The 22,015-nt window shown below is 43.3% G+C and carries 2 protein-coding genes; both read left to right on the top strand.

The features are described 5' to 3' along the window. Positions 1-2: 2 nt before the first annotated feature. Complete coding sequence (locus AC5FX4_RS12275; protein WP_493606670.1) at positions 3-9,878, top strand: amino acid adenylation domain-containing protein; 9,876 nt, start codon at positions 3-5, stop codon at positions 9,876-9,878. Next, complete coding sequence (locus AC5FX4_RS12270; RefSeq protein ID WP_493606669.1) at positions 9,878-21,973, top strand: amino acid adenylation domain-containing protein; 12,096 nt, start codon at positions 9,878-9,880, stop codon at positions 21,971-21,973. Before AC5FX4_RS12275 ends, AC5FX4_RS12270 begins: the two co-directional genes overlap by 1 nt. Positions 21,974-22,015: the final 42 nt, after the last annotated feature.

Raw genomic sequence — 22,015 nt, 5'->3', positions numbered from 1 at the left:
GAATGGATAATTCAGCAATTAAAAATCTGTTGGACGAGTTAGATAGTTTAGGCATTTATGTTTATCTGCAAGATGGACGTTTAAAGCTGCGAACCAAGTTAAGTGCAGTGCCCAGTGAGCAATTGGCGCGCATTAAAGCAAATAAAACGGCACTAATTGCTTATATGCAACAGCACGATCAAAAACAGGGTCCGCTATCAAGCGCCCAACAGCGCATCTGGTTTATCTCAGAATATGAAGAACACTCGTCTGCTTACAATATGTCTGGTCTCATTGAGTTTTCACAACCGCTAGACAAAGCGACCTTAGAGCTGGCACTTAATCGTTTATTGACGCGACATCAGATATTGAGAAGCAACTATGTCATGGCTGAAAACGGCCCAATGCAAAAGGTAAACGATGCACATCATCTTAGCCTGAATGTACTGGAAACAACGGATTCAGATTGCAAAGAAAACATCGCTAGCTTATTGCAAGATGAACTGACATACAGCTTTGATTTGAGTAAAGAGTTATTGCTTCGTGCGGTTTTAATCTCGGGGGAAAGGCAGGCACAGGGACGTTGGCTTTATATCGCGATGCACCACATCATCGCCGATGGTTGGTCTGTGGGGCTATTCGTACAAGCCTTACTTGATGAATTGGCAGAGTTATCACAGGATGACGATGGTGCGTTGCAATACTTAGATTATGTGCATTGGGAGCGACAATATCGCCAAAGCGATGAATATCAAGCCCAGCTAACTCATTGGCAAACATCGCTTTGTGGGATGAGCTTATTTGAATTACCCACTTGTTACCCAAGGCAATCAAACAAAACATATCACGGCAGTCACGTCAATTTTGCGCTTAATCAAGATTTACTCACACGTGTTGATACTGCCTGTGTCCATTTAGGTGTAACACGGTTTGTTGTGCTTATTAGCGCTTTTTATGGGTTGTTGCATCGCTATAGTCAACAATCTGACATTACGATTGGTGTGCCAGTTTTAAATCGTGCCCAACCCGAGTTCGAGTCGATGATTGGTTGTTTTATCAATACGTTACCTATGCGTCTTGAATTATCAAGCGAGCAGAACTTTGCACAACTCGTTGCGCTGACCCAGCATGTGGTAAAGCAATCGTTGGCAAACCATAATGTCGCCATAGAAGACATTATCAGCACGCTTAATTTACCCAAATCCAGTGCTCATTCAGCGCTGTTTCAAGTGTTGTTTAATTACAACGGGGTAACGCTTGATACCCTATCAGCCGATGGCTTATCGGCACGTTTACATCCACTCGATAATCAAACGGCTAAGTTTGATCTGACTTTGACTATCAGTGAAAACGTCCAAGGCTTGGAATGTGTGTTTGATTACAGTGCATCATTATTTGACGACGCATTAATAGGCCAAATGGCCAGAGACTATGAAGCTTTGGTTAAAGCCGTTTGCAGTGATACAAACTCAAACTTGGACGAACTTGTGCTGCCAAGTAGTCAATCACAGCAGATACAAACTCTCGAGCACGTGTTATTAACGCCTTTGCCAGAACTTATCACTGTTATTGCTCAGTCTAAGCCAAACCAAATTGCCCTAGTAGACGGGGATAAATCGCTAAATTACGCGCAACTTATATCGCAAAGTTCAGCATTAGCTAACAATGTTAATCAAAAGCGCTCATTTACCAATGAGCGCTTTATTGCCATTTTGGTTGATGGTCATAGTGAGTCAATTGTTGCCATGTTGGGCGTTATGCTCAGTGGCCGTGCATATTTACCTATTGATATAAACACACCGACTGAACGCATTATCGAGTTGCTCATGCAAGCCAATTGCAAAAACGTGATTACGTTAAACGAGTTTGCAATCAACCAACACATTCGGGTGGAGTTAGATGAAGTCGATGTCATTGTTCACGCATTGAACGAACTCGTTGCACATAACAATGGGCAAGCGCGTACAGAGGTAAATTTAAACAGCGATGATTGCGCGTATGTGATCTTTACCTCAGGTTCAACCGGCAAACCAAAAGGTGTCATGCTCTCGCATAATGCGCTATCGCACTATGTGTCGAGTATCTCGCAGGCCTTATCCTTCGACGAAAATACACGCTCAGCGGTCGTGACAGGGTTAGCAACGGACCTTTGCTTAACCGGTATTTACCCTGTGCTAGCAAGTGGCGGCACGGTCATACTAAACCAAACAAAATCAGGTCAATTAGAGCCTGATGATATGGTTGCACAACTGGCGCGAACACAAGCAAACTTTATAAAAATAACGCCATCGTTTGCGTCAGAGTTGTTGCCATTTTTACGCGATGCCGATGATTTACCACCAATAAAACAATGGGTGTTAGGTGGTGAGCCGCTAACTCAACAGGTCGTTACACAAATTCAATCGCTTTACCCTGATGCGGTGATCGCAAACCATTATGGCCCAACAGAGACTTGCATTGGCGTTACCTGTAATGTGCTGACCCCTAGCTCAACAACTAATTGGGGTAGCTTTAGCATAGGTAAGCCGCTCGCGCATGTGCAGATGCTAGTGCTAGATGTATCACAGCGGGTCGTCACACAGGGAATGCCGGGTGAGTTATACATTGGTGGTGCAAGCTTAGCGCTTGGTTACATTAACGAAGTAAAACTCAGTGAAGACGCATTTGTAACTTTAAGAGATAACAGCAATGAGCCGATGCGATTTTATCGCAGTGGTGACAAGGTGCGAGTTAATGCGTGTGGTGAGTTGGAGTATCTTGGTCGCTTGGATAACCAGCCCAAAATACGGGGTTTTAGAGTTGATATATTAGATGTCGAAGCCAAGCTAAAATCACTTGCTATGGTGGGCAATGCAGCCGTGACATGCCAATTCATTGCTGAGCAAGCCGTGTTAGTCGGTTTCGTTGTTACTGATGATAAAGACAGAAACGACACGCAATTGTCGCGTGACATCAAAATCGCGCTCAAAGCTTTGTTGCCAGAGCCCATGATCCCAAGCGTGTTGGTGCTCTGTGAGCAATTGCCGATGCTCAGTAATGGTAAAATTGACCGTAAAGCACTGGCGCAACGCACCGTTCAAGTAACCAATTCGGTTTATGTGGCGCCGACTACGCCACTGCAAACGCAGCTGACGGAAATATTTAAACAGCTCACGGAATGCGTCAATGTAGGAATTCAGGATGACTTTTTTGCCATTGGCGGTCATTCATTGTTGGCGATGAAGTTAATCAATCGTATTCGCGATGAATTGGGTTACGTAATGTCACTTAAAGCGGTATTTGCGAATCCTACAGTGGCTGAGATTGCACAATACCTCGAAGCTCAACCAACCCACGTTACCAACGACTCATTACATGTTGTGAGCAGTTTCGATGGTCAGTATCCGTTGTCTTTTTCACAACAGCGTTTATGGTTTGTGGATCAAATGCAAGGGCACAGTCGTCAATACAACTTACAAGGTGTGTTTACTTTGTCTGGCGTGGTCAATGTGCCAGCGCTGGAGAGCGCATTTTTAGATGTGATAGATGCTCATAAGGTCCTTGCTTTTAATTTTTCTACCGACGCCAATGGTGAGCCGACTCAGCGCTATAACCCACAATGGCAATTTAGTTTGAAGACGCAGTCATTGAGCGATTTGTCTGATACCGCACAGAAGCAAGCAATTGATGAAGTTATTGAGCAGGACTATCAACTCAGTTTTGATCTAAGCAAAGATTTACTGATAAGAGCTCAGCTTATTGAACTTGGTGATTTTAATCATTTACTCATTGTCACTATGCATCATATTGCGTCTGATGGCTGGTCGATTGCTTTGTGCTGTAATGCGCTTTCAGCGGCATATCAAAGGCGTTTACTCAATGAACATGCGCAAATAGCTAAATATTCACATAGCTATCTTGATTTCGCACTTTGGCAGCGGGAACAAGCACAAAAAGGAATGTGGCAAAGTGACCTTGGATATTGGAAGGAACAGTTAGCACAGCTTCCTAAAGTGCATGAATTACCGACCGATTTTGATCGTTGTAATGCCAAGCTTCAAGGCGGAGGGCTGCTAGTTCGTCATTTACCATCGTCGCTATCGTCTTTGCTTAAGCAGTATGTAGCACAGTCAGGGAACTCTTTATTTTTGGTGTTGCACAGTGTATTCAATATCTGGTTAAGCAGAGCCACAGGTCAATCATTTAGCATCATAGGCACGCCGGTATCGGGTCGAGTACGTAAACAGTTTGAAGGTGTTATTGGTAATTTCATCAATACCTTGGTGCTCAAAAATGAGTTTTCAGACGAGACAACATTTGAGCAAGCGTTGGCAAATTGCAAAACCACTTTATCGGATGCGTTCGATCATCAACAAATTCCTTTTGATTTACTTGTGGATGAACTATTGGGAGAGCGCAGTATTGCAATTCATCCGCTGATGCAAATTGTATTTCGTGTTAATAATCAAGTGAATGAAACGCTTAAACTCACTGGTTTAGAGGTCGACAATTACGACACGGCGATACGCCATGCGAAACTCGATTTAGAAGTTAGCATCATTGATGAAGGCGAGGAACTTAAAGCGGAATGGTTGTACGATAGCGCACTTTGGTCAGACTCAAGCATAGTGCGATTTTTTGAGCAGTACTGTTACGTACTTGAACAGTGTTTAGGCAATGTTCAGAAATCGTTTAATGAAATTCAGCTATGTCCAGTATATGAACGCAAACGTTTATTAGAGTTTGCGCAAACCCTGGATATTGAGTTGCCTAATGCTCAGCGTTGGGAGCAGAGGTTTTCGCAGGTAGCTGAATTGCATTCTCAGCAAGTGGCCGTGCAATGTAACGATACAAAGATAAGCTACTCGCGCTTAGAGGAGAGTGCAAATAGGCTTGCCCACTGTTTTATGGAAATGGAGTTTGAGCCGCAAAGTCGTATTGGTGTCTTGCTTCCATCATGCCCTGAAATGGTGGCTGCGGTGTTAGCGATATCAAAAGCGAACCATGTCTATGTACCGTTACATATGGATACGCCGGTCAATGGATTAGCGGCTATCGTTGACGACGCGCAAATGTCGATGATTTTGGCGTTTAGCGCAGACAGTGAAAAATTGATTGATAGCGGTACTGACTTTTTGTTGCTTGATGATTTATTCGACGAAGAGTCAAACTTTTCAGGTTATCCAACTACCGTTGTACAACATGATGCACCAACTGACTGCACGCAACTGTGTTATATCATTTATACCTCAGGCTCAACAGGGCGACCTAAGGGGGTCGCGATCAGTCATGATAATCTCAATACCTATCTAGAACATGCAATTGACCAATATTTACAAGGTGAGGCGCAGCTAAGTGCTTCCGTCGTCAGTACGCCTTTGGCATTTGATGCCACCGTGACCTCATTGATCCCACCATTAATTAAAGGTTTGACGGTGAATATCGTGCCTGCTGGTCCACAGCAAATGTCCAACTTGCAAGCGCTGTTGATGAATTCATCGCAACCTATGCTCTTTAAAGTCACGCCTGCACACTTGCGTATTATCAATCTACTTTCTACTGCAAAGCCGTGTATAAATGCGCACACGTTAGTCGTTGGTGGACAGGCCTTGATGAGTGAACTAGTTGTACAGCTAAGAAAGCGTTTTCCAAATTGTCGGATCATTAATGAATATGGGCCGACTGAAACAACGGTAGGCTCGAGTATTCATATTATTGAGCCATCGGTGCCAGTAGCGAAAATTAATTATTACACCGATGTGCCGATAGGTTTGCCCATAAATGGCGCGACGATGATGGTTGTTGATAAATTTGATAAACCAGTACCGATTAATGGTGTTGGTGAGCTACTCATTGGTGGCAGCGTCGTCAGCTCGGGGTATCTCAATCGAGATGATTTAAATGAACAGGCATTTATTGATTTTTCTTTAGACGGTCAAGACGTTAATCAGCGCTTTTATCGTACTGGTGATATGGTGAGATGGGCGCAAGATAGTCAAACTAGCGATGTATATTTAAGATATTGTGGTAGAAAGGATGAACAACTTAAGTTACGTGGCTATCGCATTGATGTTGGTGCCATATGTCATTATGCAAATTCATTTCCTACGATTAAAGACTCAGCAGTTACCCATGATAAAGAGCAAGAAACCTTGTGTTTGCACTTTTGCACTGAGGCCGAACGCTCGGTAGATGTAAAACACCTAAAAGCTTATTTAGATACTTGTTTACCCGCTTATATGATCCCCAATCGGTTTGAGCAAATTAGCGAGATCCCTATTAACCGTAACGGCAAGGTTGACCTAAAAGCACTGCAAGCTCGATTGACGGAAGAGGATCAACAAGTCTCTGAAAGAGTGGACTTGAGCACGCTAAGCCCTTTACAAGCGTACTTATTACATACCTACACAACGCTTTTAAATCGCCAAAACGTGACGCTCACGGACAGCTTTTTTGAACTTGGCGGCCATTCGTTACTTGCCATACGGCTGATCAATCAAATCCGTCTCGATAAGCATTATGACATTACCCTTGAGCAACTATTTAAAACGCCAAGTGTGAATACATTAGCGATGGCGCTCGAGTCGTGTGACCTCATTAAAGATGAGAGTTTAGTTGTTCCGGTATCACGAGCTCAGCGCTTACCACTTTCTTACGCTCAGCAACGAGTTTGGCTAATTGACCAGTTACAACAAGGTAGTAGTCAGTATCATATGCCAGCAACGTTTGAGATCTCTGGCAATCTTGATATTGACGCGATTTCCAAAGCGCTTAAAAAGATAATTCAGCGGCACGAAGTGCTGCGCACAATTATTCTGCCAGGAAGTAAAGGGGAAGAGCCTGAGCAAGTGGTGAACGATAAATTTGAAGTGCCGCTACTTGTCACCGATCTGCCAAATCTGAATACGTATGATCAACAGACGAAATTACAAGAGTTGATCCTTGCTTGTGAGTCTAGGCCCTTTGATTTAACGCGTGATGTACTGTTAAGAGTACACTTATTTTGCTTATCGCCACAGCGTTACTGTTTACACTTCAATATGCATCATATCGCCAGTGATGGATGGTCTATGTCCATATTGACGAGAGAGTTTATTGCTTTTTATCGTTATTACTCATCAGAGCCTAATTTTACGTTACCGCTAGAACAAGCTCATCCGCTGAATGTTCAGTATGCTGATTTTGCCTATTGGCAAAGAGGTGCGGCTCAGAACGCCAAAATACAATCTTCGCTCTCGTACTGGCAGCAACAACTTGCAGATTGTCCATCTCTACATCAATTACCCCTAGATCACGTAAGACCAAAAATACAATCATTGTCGGGTAAAAGTGATGTGCGCTTTATTCCTCGTGATGTACTGGCGGCAATTAATGAACAGTGCAAAACACATGATGTGACTTTATTTATGTGGCTGCAAAGTGTATTTGCGTTATTTGTAATGCGTTACAGCGGCATCAATGACGTGCTGATTGGTTCACCCGTTGCTGGGCGAGAGCAAAGTGAAGTGAAAGATTTAATCGGTTTTTTTGTCAACACGATTGTGATCCGCTCAAAAGCACACACGGACATGCGTTTTAGTCAATTTTTACAACAACAAAAACAAGTCATTATTGACGGCTTTACGCATCAATCCGCACCATTTGAAAAGTTGGTAGAGTTAATTCAGCCGCAACGTGATTTAAGTCATCAGCCACTTTTCCAAATATTGTTTGCGCTGCAAAACAATGAACAAACAGCATTTAAATTGCCAGAGATAGATATTTCCCTTATTCAATCAGAGCATCACCGTATGAAATTTGATTTAGAATTGAACGCGACTGAATGCGATAAGGGGATTGAGCTTAAATGGAACTATAGCACCGCGTTATTCGAGGCAGGTACTGTTAGCGCAATGGCTGATTCATTTGCCACTCTTGTTACTCATTTAGCTGATAACTGCGAACTGGCCGTACACGAAGTACCTTTGCTCAGCCCAAGCCAAGCAAATCAATTAATTAATGCACATCAAAAGCATAATCAATATGACACAGCGCCAATCCATGTTCGTTTTGAGGCTATAGCGACGAGCTGCCCCGATAAAATAGCGGTATCCGATGCCAAAGGGGTGCAGCTTACGTATCAACAGTTGCAACAAAAGGCAATTCAATTAGCAAGTTACCTTGTGACTCACAATGTAAAACAAGGTGATTATGTGGCCCTTTGTATTCCACCATCGAGTGAATCAATTATTGCTATGTTGGCTATTTTGCAACTTGGGGCCGCGTACATTCCCATCGATCCTAAGTTACCAAAATCGCGCTGTGCATACATTTTAGAAGATAGCCAAGCGCGCCTATTGCTCACTACTTCTGAATTATTAAGTGATACACCCAATATTAGTGCTATAGCGATGGATGAACCGTCTGTGTGGGAGAGCGCACCGTGCGTAACTTCTTGGTCAAAGGTAAGCTCAGAGCAACAAGCTTATGTTATTTATACGTCGGGGACCACAGGCCAGCCCAAAGGTGTAGCTATTACTCATGCAAATCTTGCACTTTATCTTAGTCATGCAATGACACAATATTTGCCGGATCATGTAACACGCAGTGTTGTGAGTACGCCCCTTGCGTTTGATGCAACGGTTACAGCAATTTGGGCGCCTTTGCTAAAAGGACTGTGTGTTGAAATGCTCAGTGATGGTGATGAACTCTTAGACGTACTGGCTAAAAACTTGTTTGATACGCGGCCCGCGTTATTCAAGCTAACACCAGCGCATTTACAAGGTATGTTGGAATACGCACCAAAAGAATGCGGCAAAGCGTGGCACCAGGTTGTTGTTGGTGGTGAAGCGTTTAGTATGCAGTTGCTCAACGAATTAGTAGAAAAACTGCCAAACTGTGATTGGTACAATGAATATGGTCCAACAGAAGCAACGGTTGGTACTAGCCTATTTCATTGTGACGCGGATAAACTCCCTGGGTTAAATTGCTTGGCTGACACTTCGGTCCCAATCGGTACACCTATTGCCAATACGCAGTTGTTAGTTTTAGACGAAAATCAGCAACTCGTTCCCATCGGTGTGGTTGGTGAGTTGTACATTGGTGGAGATAACCTTTCTTCTGGTTATCTTAACCAAAACACGTTGACCGACGACAAGTTCGTTATGTTACCGTTTGGCGATAACGGCAAGTTAAAGCGGTTTTATCGTAGTGGTGACAAGGTGAGTTGGGTAGCCGATAACAACCGAGAACCAGCATATCTGCAGTTTTTTGGACGTGTGGACCATCAGATTAAGCTACGAGGCTATCGCATTGAGCTAGCCGATATTGAAAGTCAGTTACATAAGCTTGCACAAATAGAGCAAGCTTATGTTGCGCTTGATGATAAGGGCGACAACCTTGAGGCCTTTGTGGTGCCAAGCGCGCAGTTCTTATCATCGCTTGAAAATAGCAGCATTGAGTTACCGCACGTTCTGACCACAGCAGAGGCTGAGCAAATCACCTCACTGCTATTACACTCGCTACCAAACTACATGCTGCCAAGTCGTTTTGTTGCACTAGACACGATGCCAATCACCAGTAACGGCAAAATAGATCTTCGAGCACTGAAAGCCGTATCGGCTCAGTGTTTACCGCCGACGCAAGACATAAGCCCTCGTAACGAGTTTGAGCAATCACTGCAAAGCATCTTTATCTCAGTGCTTAATGTGCACTCGGTGGGGATCACAGATAGCTTTTTTGCGTTGGGTGGGCATTCCTTACTGGCAACGCAATGCGTGGCACTCATTAAAGAGCAGCTTGATATTGATATGCCGACCAGGGTGTTATTTGAGCGCCCAACGATCATGGCGCTTTCCCAATGGTATGCCATCTCTCAAGCAGTCAATGAGGCAAACCCCAAAGACAGTGAAACGGACAATTCTGAAGAGATGTTTTTGTAATGAATGAACAAACTTTAATGATAGAAAGCTTGATAGCTGAGGCGCTCGATGCCGGTATTACGCTATACGAAAAAAATGGTGGGCTGGCATTTAAGCAAAAGCAGGACTTTCCTGAAGACTTAAAAGCGCGGGTTGTTGCTAACAAAGCGGATATTATTGAGTACTTTCAGAAGCAGCATTTTAATCATGCTAATAACAAAGTGAGCCAAGTCGAGCAGCTTAAAAAGGTCTCTAGACAAGCGCCTATTCCTTTAAGCTTTGCACAAGAAGGGCTGTGGTTTATTGAGCAGTTGCAGGGTACAAAGCAATATTACATGCCAGCCACGTTCAAACTGCAGGGCAAGTTAAATGTTGCTGGGTTTGAGCATGCGCTATCTAAGGTCATTGAACGCCATGAGATCTTAAGAACGAATTTCATTGAGGACGACAAAGGGTTACCGTGTCAGGTGATATCAGAGTCAATGCCAACGCCTTTTACTTGGCATGACATCAGCGATCTTGAGGAAACGGACAAACTTAGCATTTTAAATAAGCTTATGCAGTCGCAACTAGACGAGCCGTTTGATTTATCGACTGGTGCTTTGTTGCGTGTGTTACTTGTGTCGGATAATGAACAGCATTGGCTCGCTTTTAATATGCATCACATTATTTCAGATGGTGCATCTTTGGCGTGTTTAGTTGCCGAAATTGTTGCGTTTTACAGTGCTTTTTTAGCTGGAGAGCAAAGGCTTACTTTGCCAGAACTTGAGCTTCAATATGCGGACTACGCAAACTGGCAACGGGAAACTTTTACGCCACAGCGACTACAGGAAATCAGTGCATTTTGGCAAAAAAAGCTTGCCGATCTAGAGCCGATTCAATCTTTGCCCGGTGATAGAGCAAGGCCAGCAGTTCAACAGTTACAAGGTCAGATTTTCCGTCAACACGCCAGTTCTGTGTCTATCTTGGATTTACAAACACAAGCGGGCAAACTCGGTGTTACACCGTTTATGTGGGTGTTAAGCTGTTTTATGCTGTTTATTGGGCGGATTAGTCAAAGCGACAGCGTGGCTGTTGGTACCCCCGTCTTGGGCAGAAGCCAACCTGAGCTGGACAAGCTAATAGGTCTATTTGTAAATACACTCGTGTTACACGGTGATGTGCACGATGAGTTACCGTTTAATGAATGGCTAAAAATTCAAAAAGAGACCATTTTGCAGGCATTTGAGTATCAAGATATGCCGTTTGATAAATTGGTTGAAGGATTGAAATGCGAGCGAGACTTGAGCCACCATCCTTTGGTACAAATTCTATTCACGTTAGAGCAAAATCAAGAGCGTGCGTTTAACCTACCCGGTGTGGTAGTTGAGCCAATCGCGAGTTCCTCGACGCAAAGCTGTGCGATAAAATGTGATCTAGAGTTGAATGTTCAGTTAGACCACGATGGCGCAACGTTTAACTGGAAATTTGATAGTGCACTTTACGATTTAGAAACGATACAGCACTGGGCAAACAGTTTTGAAGTAATGCTGAGTCATACGCTGTTAAGCCCGGGCGCACTGTGCGCAAAAATCCCTTTGTTGAACGACCACCAGCGCGATGAACTATTGCTAAAAAGCAACGCTCAGAGTGCGCAATGGCCTCAAAACGAGACCCTTGTTAGCTTGTTTGATAAAGTCTGTAAAAAACATCCTAACAATATCGCCCTCATTGATGAGCAAACGCAGCTAACTTACAGTCAGTTGGCACTCAAAGTCGATCATCTCGCTGGTTTGTTGGTCGAGTATGGCGTCAAGCCTGGGCAATGTATTCCAATCAGCGTCAGTCGCACAAATGAGTTAGTTGTCTCCTTATTGGCCATTATTAAGGTAGGTGCAGTTTACGTACCGATTGATCCACAGTACCCGCCCGAGCGGATCAACTACATCATCAAAGACATTGATAGCGACATACTCATTTGCGATCAAACTTGCGCCGAAGAATTTTTGCAACTTGCTAATCAGGTTATCAATATTGATAACCTAGAGCGTCAACAAAACATCGTAAAAACTGCACTTGATGTTGATGTACAGCCCGAAGATCTGGCTTATATCATTTACACTTCTGGCACCACAGGCCAGCCAAAAGGTGTGCAGATTGAGCACCGTCATGTGGTGAGGTTACTGTTTACTGAGCCCAGTTTGTTTGATTTTAGTAGTTCAGATGTATGGACTCTATTTCATTCATTCTGTTTTGATTTTTCGGTATGGGAAATGTACGGCGCGTTGTTGTTTGGTGGCAAGTTGGTTGTAATAAGCCAAGAAACAAGTAAAGACTCGCAAGCATTTGCACAATGTTTGTTGGATAACCAAGTAACCGTATTAAATCAAACACCTAGTGCGTTTTATGTGCTGCAACAGAGCCTTTTGGCTATGCCTGAAGAAGCGCTGCTAGATTGCCATATTCGTTACGTTATTTTTGGTGGCGAAGCATTATTGCCATCGAAAATTAAGCCTTGGTCAGAACAGTTTGCGCAGTGTCAGCTCATTAACATGTATGGGATCACAGAAACGACAGTACATGTGACATACAAAAAAATCGCACAGCGAGAAATAGAGCAAGGGAGCAGCAACATCGGCAAGCCTATTCCGACAACATTTTGCTATGTGTTGGATAAATATCAGCAATTGCTGCCCGTAGGTGCAATAGGGGAGTTATATGTCGGTGGAGAGGGTGTTTGTAGAGGTTACTGGCAACGAGAAGAACTCAATCAAACACGCTTTATTGAGGACAAGTACTCTAATGGATCAGATAAAAAGCTGTATAAATCGGGTGACCTTGTACGTTATTTACCAAATGGTGAGCTTGTTTACATAGGGCGTGCGGATGATCAGGTTAAGGTGCGAGGATACCGCATTGAGCTTGGGGAAATTGAAAATCAGCTAAGAACGCACCCTTGGTTAGATGAAGTCGCTGTATTGCTAGATAAGACACATCATACTGGCGCGCGGATCTGTGCTTTTGTAGTGGTCAACAAACAAGCGCAATTTGATTCATTAAGCAGTCAGCTTAAACAATACCTGCGTTTAACACTGCCTGAATTTATGTTGCCAAGTGCTTTTGTGAGCGTAGAAAGCATACCTTTGACACACAATGGCAAAGTGAACAAAAAGGCACTATTGGCGCTGGATTTCAGTGATGATGAACAGGAGCAATTTTGTCCGCCTAGAAGCCCCATTGAACAAATTATCGCTGAGTGTTTTGAACAGGTTTTACAAGTATCAAAAGTCGGGCGAGAAGGTCATTTTTTCCGCTTGGGCGGTCACTCTTTATTAGCCACACAGCTAGTGACGCATTTACGTGAGCGAGCAAAGCTAAATATTTCTTTGAAGGATTTATTCCAGCAACCTAAAGTCAAAAGCCTTGCGCTTTATGCTCAGCAAAGTAACGATGCCCATGAGTTGGCAACTCAGATCCCTGAAGCATCAAGAGCGCAGCCATTGCCACTGTCATTTGCGCAACAGCGGTTGTGGAGCATAGATCAAATTCAACAAGGTAGCCTCGAGTATCATATGAGCGCTGCATTTGATATTGACGGCATTTTAAATGTGGATGCGTTTACACAGGCTTGGAACGCCATTGTAATGCGTCATGAAGTGCTAAGAACGAATATTGTGTGCTCGGACAATGGTGAGCCACGTCAGATCATTGCTGAGCAACCTTTAAACCCGGTGCAATATGTTGATGCGAGTGCGCTCAATGAAGTACAAACACACAGGCTGTGGTTAAAAGTATTACGAGATGACAGGCAAACACCGTTTGATTTAGAGCAAGATTTAATGCTCAGAGTGGTGTTGGTCAAGGTAAGTAGTGAGGCATACAAGCTACTGATAAATATGCACCATATCGCTTCTGACGCTAAGTCGTTAGATATTTTAGTTAAAGAATTCACGCACTATTATCAAAGCTTTGCTCATGAGCAAGCGTTACCTGAGTTTTTACGCGAGCCTCTAACCATACAATACGCTGACTACGCCTGTTGGCAGCGCGATAATTTAACCGGAAGAAGACTGGAGTCACATAGCCAATTCTGGCTAACCCATTTGAAAGGTGCGCCACCAATTCATCAATTACCTTTGGATAAACCTCGCGGCAAACAACTAAAAACCAATGGCGATGTCCATATTCAGTATTTTGATGAAACACTTACTGCGCAGCTCAGAGCGCATTGTCAGCGTTTGGATGTAACCGCATTTACGTGGTTACATAGCGCATATTCATTGCTGGTGGCACGTTTAAGTCAAACTAACGATGTGGTTATTGGCTCTCCTTTTTCTGGTCGAGAACTCGGTCAATTGGACGCCCTTATCGGTTTTTTTGTGAATACGCTACCTGTAAGAACACAGTTTAGTGACTCTATGAGCTTTGAAGCTTTGTTGTTGCAGCAAAAGGCGATTTTGCAGGAAATACATCTGCACCATGCCATGCCCTTTGAGCAAATAGTAGAACGCTTAGCGCTTAATCGTGACTTATCTCACCAAAGTATTTTTCAGCTTTCTTTTTCACTTAATCCAGCGATTGATACTCAGTTGCAATTACCAAACATCGTGATCAATGCACAATCGACGCCGACTGCAAAAGTGAAATTTGATATTGAACTGAGTTGTTCAAAACAAGATAAAGGATTGCGCTTTAGTTGGGCTTATAACACGTCATTATTCGAGAGAAAAACCATTGAGACGCTTGCTCAGGCATTTGAAGTGCTGGTTAAGCAGATACTTAACAGACCGCAACAAGCCGTGGGTTCAATTTCGTTGACGGATGAGACGCATACGAATGATTACGTAATGTGTGGTAAACAAACGGGCTTACCAGAGTTTTCCTCGGTGGTTGAATATATTGAAGAACTTGCCAGTGCCGCAGATAGCCGTTCGCTAGTTGCTCTAAAAGAGCCTCATTCAGGTCAGGAAATAAGCTATCAACGATTACTCAACCGTAGTGATGAGCTGGCAAAATATCTTGTGTCGAAGGGGCTGGTATTTGAAGAGCGTGTGCTTGTCAGTATGCATGGTGGAATCGACTTGGTGGTAGCGATGCTCGCGGTCATGAAAGCGGGTGGTTGTTATGTACCTGTTGACCCGAATTACCCGCCATCTCGCATTGAGCATATCGTTCAAGATAGTGGTGCAAAGTGGCTCATTTCACAAACTGAACACGTTGATAAACTGATAGAAATTAGCCCAGAAAAGGACTACTTTCTATGCATCGATGATTACCAACATGAGGCCAGAATACTCGAAGCGACAAGAAGCTTTATTCAACTTCCGAATATTCGTGCCGATCAATTGGCATACGTGCTGTATACATCGGGCACAACAGGGAAACCTAAGGGGGTCATGATCCCCCATCAAGGGCTGGTTAATCTTTGTAATTGGCATAAAAGGGCCTTTGATTTAACTGAGCAAAGTGTTGCGACACAAACGGCGAACACCGCGTTTGATGCAGCGACATGGGAAATATGGCCATACTTGTGTGTTGGTGCAAGTGTGGTAAGCGTATCTAACGCACAACAAAACGCGCCTGAGCAACTATCTTCGTTGCTGAGTCAATACAAAGTGACACACTGCTTCTTGGCAACGCCTATCGCGGAAGTTGTGTTGTCGGATAATAATTTTACCCCTCAGTTCTTAAAATATCTTTTGGTTGGTGGTGACAAGCTAGGACCTTTAAATACGCAACAATTCCCATTCAGTGTAGTGAACAATTATGGACCAACTGAAACATCCGTAGTTGCAACGTCAGGCGTTGTAGATCAAGCGGGTGAAGCGGCGCCAGATATCGGCCTGCCTATTGATAACACAGAGCTATTTATCTTAGACAACCATCAGCAATTGACTCCTTTGGGCATGGTCGGTGAGCTTTATATTGCTGGGCGAGGCTTAGCCAGAGGCTATTTAAACAATACGCGCCTAAGTGAAGAGCGCTTTGTTACACTCAAGCTAGCTAATAAACGGCCAATTAGAGCCTATAAAACTGGCGACTTAGTGCGTCGCCTGCACAATGGCCGAATTGCCTATGTTGCAAGAAATGATAGCCAAATTAAGCTAAGGGGCTATCGAATTGAGTTGAGCGAAATTGAGCATGTACTTGCACGAGTGAGTGAAGTAGAAGAGTGCGTAGTGCAAATCTTTACTGAGGGTAATACCAATAACTTGGTTGCATTTGTAACGACAACCTTAGGCGATGAGAAAGCATCATTACCAGAAAAATTGGCAAAAGTTGCGGATGGATCATTACCTCGATATATGTGTCCTACGCATTACTTCGTGCTAGATGACATTCCCTTAACACCACACGGAAAAATAGACGCTCAAGCCCTAACGGAGTGCGTGAAGGGTCAAAAGCAAAGCGCAACGATAGGCGGTTCTGAGCTAGAACCGTCGAAGCAAAGTGAACATCAAAAGACAGGGCCTAGCAGTCAGCTTTTGGCCATTTATCGCGATGTGCTCAACATGCCAATGTTTGGCTTGCATGATGATTTTTTCGCATGTGGCGGTGATTCAATTTTAAGTATTCAAATAGCAAGCAGAGCACGTGCGGCTGGACTAGAAGTCAAAGTTGTAGACATTTTCAATTATGGCAGTGTGTATCAATTACTAGAAAATGTCACACTTTTGGCGACGCCAACGGAGTCATACCAGGAAGAGTCGCCTTTTACTGGGAACATTGAACCTCTTCCTATTCAAAAGTGGTTTTTTGAGCAAAACTTTGAACAACCTTCGCACTGGAATCAAGCGCTACTGTTGTCTATTGATAAAAAGGTGACGAGCGAACAGATAGAGCTTGCTTGGCGTGCTTTGGTTGCACAGCATGACTCGCTGCGGTTAGTGGCAAACGCGCAACCAACAGGCATTGCTTTGGCAGTATTGGCGAGCGGCGAATACGATTGTGAGGTGCTGCATCAAGACTTATCGTTAGAAGATAATTGGTCAGATGCCTTTGCACAATTAGCTAATCAGCTACAGGCGAGTTTTTGCTTTAACGGCTCGTCATTGACAAGAGTTTGTTTAGTTAAAACCCCGGATGAAGAAAGTCAAAATCGGTTATTGCTAGTCGGCCATCACTTGTTGATAGATGGCGTGTCGTGGCGTATTTTGTTGGAAGATTTACAGCAAAGTCTTTATCAGCTTACTCATAATTTGCCAACTCAGCTGCCAAACCGAAGTGCGAATATCGCAAGCGTGAGCGAGTTTTTTAAACAATTAGCGAATGACGAGACCAATCTAGCCCGTTGGCAGTCTTTGGCAAAAACGAGTAGGGAAACCCGATTATTTGCTAATAAAGCAGCGGCTCCTAGCGATGGACATAGTCTCAGAAAGGTGCGTTTTACTTGCACTAAACAGCTAACGCAAAATTTGATAGCTAAAGGGAGTGCTGAATTTTCGGCTGATCTTCAAGTTTCTTTACTCGCAGCGTTACAATGGTGCCTATATCGACATTATCAAACTAAGAATCAAGTTGTTATGTTAGAGGGGCATGGCCGAGAGTTATTGAGCCATACTCTGGATTGTACGCGAACTACGGGGTGGTTGACGTCTCTCTATCCTGTGCATCTTTATTGCAATACCGATGATATGTCGCTTTTGATATGTGACATAAAAGAACAAGTGGCCCAATTATCTGCAATAGCCAGCAGTTATGGTGCACTGCGATACAATCATACTAGCGATGATGTGCGCGCATCTTTATCCATTGATACACAAGATAAGATATTTTTTAATTACTTGGGCCAGTTAGACGGCTCTTTACAAAATGCAGGTTTATTGTCAGACGCCCAAGAGCATATTGGTGCACTGCATAGCAAAGCTAACCATCAATATTATGCGATGCAACTCACTACAGCTGTCAGTAATGAATGCCTCTCTGTTGCCATCGACTACGATCGCAACAATTTTACTGATGATGAGATAAGCCAATTTGCCGCCTTACTCAATCAATCTATCGAAGATATTGAACGGACCTATTTAGCAACTGACGTCAAAGTGTGCTCGCCTAGTGATTTTAAATTACTAGAGGGTGTATCAAATTTGCAGCTACAAGGTTTACTTGCGCCATATAGTGGTATGCGGATTGAGGATATTTACCCACTGAGTGCATTGCAGCAAGGGATGTGGCTCCATAGTCAAGCAGCAGTATCTGGGCAAACGCCGTATCTAGAACAAACAGCCATGATGTTTTCAGGTGATTTTGACATTGAAGCATTTTGCTATGCATGGGAGCAAGTCATCGCTGAGCATAGTATTTTAAGAACAGCCTTTGTCAAAGCAAATCCCGAACCTTTGCAAATGGTGTTTGTGAAGCCAAGTATGCCCTTAGCGATTGCTGACGTATGTCATGTGATGAGCGATGACGAAGCACAGCGATATTTACATGTGCAATCTGAAAAAGAGTACAAGCACGGAGTGTCACTCGACACGGCTCCCGCCATGCGACTGCGCTTAATCCCGTTTAGTAATGAACGTTGTGGATTTATTTGGACCTATCACCATATGATTTTAGATGGATGGTCGGTACCGATACTTTTATCCAAACTATTAGAGCATTATCAAGCGCGTATCGAAGGCGTACGAGCGAGCCACAAGGTCGATAGATTTAGTGACTACATTAGCTATTTGAAAGAGACCAGCAAAAATCAAGCTCAAGATTTTTGGCAAACCTACTTAAAAGGGGTTGATGAGCCGACGTTACTGAGCGTTGCAATTACAAACCAAGCTAAGGGAACGCAAGGCAAACTTGAGGAACTTCAACTAACACTGAATGCTCAATTAAATAGCAAAGTAAATGAATTCGCTAAACAGCATAGCATCACAGTCAATCACTTGATCCAGAGTGTGTGGGCTTATTGGATAAGCGTTTGCTGCAATACGCCATATGCATTGTTTGGTCAAACAGTGTCTGGGCGACCCACTGATCTAAGTGCAGTAGAAACGCGGGTAGGTATGTACATCAATACTCAGCCTGTAAGGATAAATATTCCTGAGAATTCGAGCGTTTTCGACTTTTTACAAGCAGTTAAACAAAACAGTGCGGGTTTAAATCAACACGCTCATAGTGCATTAACTGATGTACATGGTTGGAGTGATATACCGAATGGTACAGAGTTGTTTGATGCGCTTTATGTGTTTGAAAATTTCCCTACAGATCCATTAAATAATACAAACCAGTTGCCATTTGATGTCGTTTATCAAGCAAGTCAGGATAATACGCACTATCCAATATCTTTGATCGTAGGTCTCGGTGAATCATTGTCACTGACATTGTGTTACAACACAGCTTTGTTCAGTGACCAACTTGCGCATGATGCGCTAGGGACATTGCAAAGTTTGCTTGAAGCTTTTATTTGCGATCCAAATGCATCGCTTTGTCAAATACCTTTGCGCGGCGAAGATGGCATCTCATTGGATAAATCATTACACCTACCAGAATTTCGTTTGCATGGAATTCAAGGTGATAGTGGTTTTAGCCAACCTTTTAAAGACACACTTCAACAGCAATTTGAACTCATCGCCGAGCAGTATGCTAAACAAGATGCGTTAATGTTTTATCACAATGATGGCGTGACGAGCATGAGTTATGAGGAACTCAATATCCGCGCCAATCAACTGGCCCATTATCTTAGTCAACAGCTAAAACTACCCAAAACACAGCCCATTATTGGTATATGCCTAGAAAGTAGTTTTGAACTCATCGTCTCTATTTTAGCGAGTTTAAAATTGGGCGCGGCTTATTTACCCATATCACCTTCATTACCGTTGCAGCGTAGACGCTTTATGCTCAAAAACGCAAAAGCAAGTGCGTTGATCACCAATCGAAATGAACAGGCAGAATTTGCGTCAACTCAAGTCATTGATTTAACAAAGATTAAACCATTATTAGAACACATGCCAAAAGTGTCGCTTAATGTTCCTTATCATCGCGATGATCTGTGTTACGTGATTTATACATCAGGCACAACGGGTACGCCAAAAGGAGTCATGGTTGAGCAGCAAAGTGTGGTGAATTACGTCGAGTTTTTAACCCAAAATTATGGTATTTCATCGTCCGATAACTATCTACAATTTGCTAGTTGTAGCTTTGATGTATTTGCTGAGGAAGTCTTTTGCACTTTACTAAACGGCGCAACACTGGTGATGTCTGAGCAAAGTGAGCTACTTAACATGGAATCACTGGGGGCATTGAGTCGCGATTGTGAAATTTCCCTGATGAGTTTACCAACGGCTTATTGGCATCAGCTATGTAATATCCGTGTTGATTTCTCAAATAAATTACGAGTCATAACCGTGGGTGGTGAAGCGATGCAAAGTCGTGCTTTGGCTGCTTGGCAGCAAAATTATCACGCGAACATTCGCTTGATAAATGCCTATGGCCCAACGGAAGCGACTATATCTGCAACACTCAAAGATGTGACGACTTATGAGGGTGAGCAGGTACCCATTGGTCTACCTGTCGCTAATGTCAACTTACATGTCCTTGATGCGCATCAACGTGCATTGCCGAATTACATTGCCGGTGAGCTATACATAAGTGGCATCGCGTTGGCTCGGGGATATTTAAACGATGAACAAAGAACCGCTCAGAGCTTCATTGTTGATGAACAAACTGATAAAAGGCTATATAAAACAGGCGATAAGGTAAGAGTAACTGGCAATGGAGAAATCGAATATATTGGTCGAGTTGATAAGCAGGTCAAAATAAGGGGGTATCGCATTGAATTGGGTGAAATCGAAAAATGCATATTGAGCTGTGAACATGTGCAAAGGTGCTCTGTCATCGTGCATGAGGACGCCTCAAAAACCAATCAATTATATGCATTTGTTGTTTCAAGCAACCAAGCGCTACAAGAAGAAACAATCAAAACCCAGTTATCAAGTCAACTACCTGATTACATGGTGCCAAACAAGTTATCGCTGATTGACGAGTTACCCATGACCGATAATGGCAAGGTTGACCAAGTCACATTATTGGAACAAGTGGTGCATCATTCGGTGAATATAAGCGCACACGTTGAGCCTCAAACCCCTGTGCAATTAGCGATTGCTGAACATATTTCTAGTCTTCTTAACATTGATCTTCCAAGCATCGATGACGACATTTTTACGTTAGGTATGCATTCCTTATTGATGATGCGTTTGCTTGGTGAGATAAGCCATCATATTGGTGTGTCACTACCCGTCGAATTGCTCTTTAAAAACCGTACCATTCGAGCTTTAAGCCAAGTGGTTGAGCAAATTCAACAAGACACAAATCGAGACACAATAGATAGCCCTCCCACGACGTTAGTATGTTTACAAGCGGGGCAGAAAGGGTATACGCCCATTGTTTTGATTGCCGGTGCTGGTGGCTTATTAATATCATTTCAAGCGCTTATACAGCGCCTAGATGAGCGCATTCCGGTGTACGGATTGCAGCCAGATGAAATCGCACACAATGATGATTCAATCAGCTCGCTAAGCGCAACGGCTAAACACTATGTGAATGCGCTTAAAAAAGCACATTTAAACAATAAACTGAGTCTTGTTGGTCATTCCTTTGGGAGTTTTATTGCCCATGACATGGCGTGCCAGCTTCAACAAGATAAGGATAGCGCGGTGTCTGTGTATGTTTTGGACACCCCAGTTCCGAAACTAAATGTCACCCAAGTGGCGCGCGATCAGAGCGATCAGTATTTGTTTAATAACCTATGTGACTTTTTCTCATTGAAACCAGAGCAATCAGAACTCTCTGCTTATATCAAGCTGCCTGTAATGCATCGATGCGCGTGGTTATCTAATTATTTGAGAAACAAAGGTTACTACTTCTCAGAGTCTCAGCTTGAACGTTTTTCACAGGTTTTTTATGCGCAGCTTAACGCGAATATAAGCCTGCAAAAATGCGAATTTGATTTTCCAGTTCAAGTGATTAAAGCGAAAGAAACCCGTGTTTTTGAGGGCTCAGAGGTGACGACAGACATGGGCTGGGCGTACCTCTATGTGAATTTAAAATGCCATGAGATAGACGCGAGTCATTTTTCTATGTTGCTACCTGAACATGTCGGTCAAATTGTAAACATTTTAGAAAATAATTATGTACTCGATTAACGTATTTTAAATATGTGTTCTACATTGTAGGCCATACCTAAT

The organism is Pseudoalteromonas sp. ATL1 (assembly GCF_058933015.1).
The sequence above is the reverse complement of the archived record's forward strand: the minus strand, read 5'-3'. Positions and strand labels throughout refer to the sequence as shown.